The 2,823-nt window shown below is 68.8% G+C and carries 3 protein-coding genes; all 3 read left to right on the plus strand.

Going from position 1 to position 2,823, the window contains the following annotated elements:
* The first annotated feature begins 288 nt into the window (after positions 1 to 288).
* Entirely contained in the window at positions 289 to 1,614 is a 1,326-nt protein-coding gene (locus tag AC5P09_RS50445) for a M20/M25/M40 family metallo-hydrolase (RefSeq protein ID WP_493880394.1), read from the plus strand.
* Between the two features lie 157 nt (positions 1,615 to 1,771).
* Positions 1,772 to 2,005, plus strand: a complete 234-nt coding sequence (gene chpH, locus AC5P09_RS50450) for a chaplin ChpH (protein ID WP_411151424.1) — start codon at positions 1,772 to 1,774, stop codon at positions 2,003 to 2,005.
* A 242-nt stretch (positions 2,006 to 2,247) separates the two neighbouring features.
* Positions 2,248 to 2,823 (plus strand): chaplin (locus AC5P09_RS50455; protein ID WP_493880395.1); only part of this gene is annotated, 576 nt, incomplete at its 3' end.

Raw genomic sequence — 2,823 nt, forward strand, 5'->3', positions numbered from 1 at the left:
GGGGGACTTGAACCCCCACGCCCGATAAAGGGCACTAGCACCTCAAGCTAGCGCGTCTGCCATTCCGCCACCCGGACAAGGTGTCTGTCGTGCGGGGTTTCCCTCGCGGCGACGGAGAAAACATTACCAGGCTTTCGAGTGCCCCCTGGTCACCCCCCGTCGCACCCCGGAGCGCCCCCCGGCCGGGCGTGAACGACGTGTGACGGGGCGGGACCGGCCTTGGGGGTGAGCGGTAGGAGAGGGAGGATGAGGGGGACCACCAGCAGCGACGGCCCGGGAGGAAGCAGCGTGAGCGAGACGGACACGGCCAGGAGCGTCACCGGCGAGGACGAGGTCGTGGACCTCTGCCGCGAGCTGATCCAGATCGACACCAGCAACTACGGCGACCACTCGGGCCCCGGGGAGCGCAAGGCGGCCGAGTACGTCGCCGAGAAGCTCGCCGAGGTGGGGCTCGAACCGCGGATCTTCGAGTCGCACCCGGGCCGCGCGTCCACCGTGGCCCGCATCGAGGGCACGGACCCGACCCGGCCCGCGCTGCTCATCCATGGCCACACCGACGTCGTACCGGCCAACGCGAGCGACTGGACCCACCACCCCTTCTCCGGCGAGGTCGCGGACGGGTGCGTGTGGGGCCGTGGCGCCGTCGACATGAAGGACATGGACGCGATGACCCTCGCGGTCGTCCGGGACCGGCTGCGCAGCGGGCGCAAGCCGCCCCGGGACATCGTCCTGGCGTTCCTCGCGGACGAGGAGGCGGGCGGCACGTACGGCGCCAAGCACCTCGTCAAGAACCACCCCGATCTCTTCGAGGGCGTCACCGAGGCGATCAGCGAGGTGGGCGGGTTCTCGTTCACGGTGAGCGAGGAGCGGCGGCTCTATCTGATCCAGACGGCCGAGAAGGGCATGCACTGGATGAAGCTGACCGTCGCCGGCACCGCCGGTCACGGGTCGATGATCCACCGGGACAACGCCATCACCGAGCTGTCGGAGGCCGTCGCGCGGCTCGGCCGGCACACCTTCCCGGTGCGGGTCACCAAGACCACCCGGGCCTTCCTCGACGAACTCGGCGACGCGCTGGGCCTCGAGCTCGACCCGGAGGACATGGAGTCGACCCTCGTCCGGCTCGGCGGCATCGCCAAGCTCATCGGCGCCACCCTGAGCAACACGGCCAACCCCACCCAGCTGGGCGCCGGCTACAAGGTCAACGTCATCCCGGGCGAGGCCACCGCGCACGTCGACGGGCGGTTCCTGCCGGGGCACGAGGAGGAGTTCCTCGCCGACCTCGACCGGATCCTCGGGCCGAACGTGCGGCGCGAGGACGTGCACGCCGACAAGGCCGTCGAGACCACCTTCGACGGGGCGCTGGTGGCGGCCATGCAGTCCGCGCTGGTCGCCGAGGACCCGGCCGCCAAGGCGATCCCCTACATGCTCTCCGGCGGGACCGACGCCAAGTCCTTCGACGACCTCGGCATCCGGGGCTTCGGCTTCGCCCCGCTCAAGCTGCCGCCGGAGCTGGACTTCGCCGGGATGTTCCACGGTGTCGACGAGCGGGTGCCGGTGGACGGGCTGCAGTTCGGCGTACGGGTGCTCGACCGGTTCATCGATGCGTCCTGAATTGCCTCAGTGAAACGAAACTTCAGTATTCGCTCGAACGTACGGAACCTGCTGGGAAGAGTGAATGCGACGATAAGCTCGTAGCTCCATTACTCCCTCCTCGTTACTGGTGATGCGATCAGCTGCTTGCGATCGCATTGCCAACAAGGAGAAAATAATGATCAAGAAGATCGTCGCTGCTGCCGCTGCCACTGGTGGTCTCGTTCTCGCGGGCGCGGGCATGGCCGTCGCCGACTCGGGCGCCCAGGGTGCGGCCATGCACTCCCCGGGTGTCCTTTCCGGCAACGTCGTCCAGGTTCCCGTTCACATCCCGGTGAACGCCTGCGGCAACACGGTCTCCGTGATCGGGCTGCTGAACCCCGCCTTCGGCAACACCTGCATCAACAAGTGACGTTGTGCCTCGCCCCGTGAGGGGCTGAGCCCGTCGGCCCCCGAGCGCGCGCCATGCGCTCCGGGGTCGACCGGCCTTTTCGGAACGATTCTTTTCGAACGGCGAGAACCCGAACGTCGGAACTCGAATACCGGAACTCGAATGCCGGAACCCGGACTTCGAAAACTTGAGCATCGGGAACTCGACCGTCGAGAATGCGAACTTCGGGAATTCGGGACAAGGTCGAAGGCAGGGATTCAGCAATGCGACAGGTCACCCGCAAAGGCCTGATGACCGTGGCCGCCGCCACCGGCGTGATCGCCGCCACCGGTGGTGCGGCGCACGCGGACTCGGGCGCGAGCGGATCGAGCACGAACTCGCCCGGCGTGCTGTCGGGCAACTCGGTGCAGGCTCCGGTGAACGCGCCGGTGAACGTCTGCGGCAACACGGTCAACGTCGTCGGGCTCCTCAACCCGGCGATGGGCAACAAGTGCGTCAACACCGGTGCCAAGAGCGGTGGTGGCAGCGGCTCCTCCGGCGGATACGGCGACTCCGGCTCCGGGGGCTCGGAGGCGGGCGGGCACACCGGCGGCTCGCCGGGCGTCGGCTCCGGCAACCACGTCGAGGCGCCGATCGACGCACCGGTGAACGTCTGCGGCAACAGCGTCGACGTCATCGGGATCGGCAACTCCACCACGGCCAACGACTGTGCGAACGAGGGCGGTTCCGGCGGAACCGAGCCTGAGGAGGGCGGTCAGGAGACGCCGCCCGGCAGCCCTGAGCAGCCGGGCAACCCCGGCAACCCGGTGGAGCCGGGCCGCCCCGGCGCCCCGAACACG

It is taken from the genome of Streptomyces sp. a15 (genome assembly GCF_059026085.1).

Excerpts from the sequence above, each read along its gene's own strand:
- chpH (WP_411151424.1), top strand. The coding sequence starts at position 1,772 with ATGATCAAGAAGATCGTCGCTGCTGCCGCTGCCACTGGTGGTCTCGTT.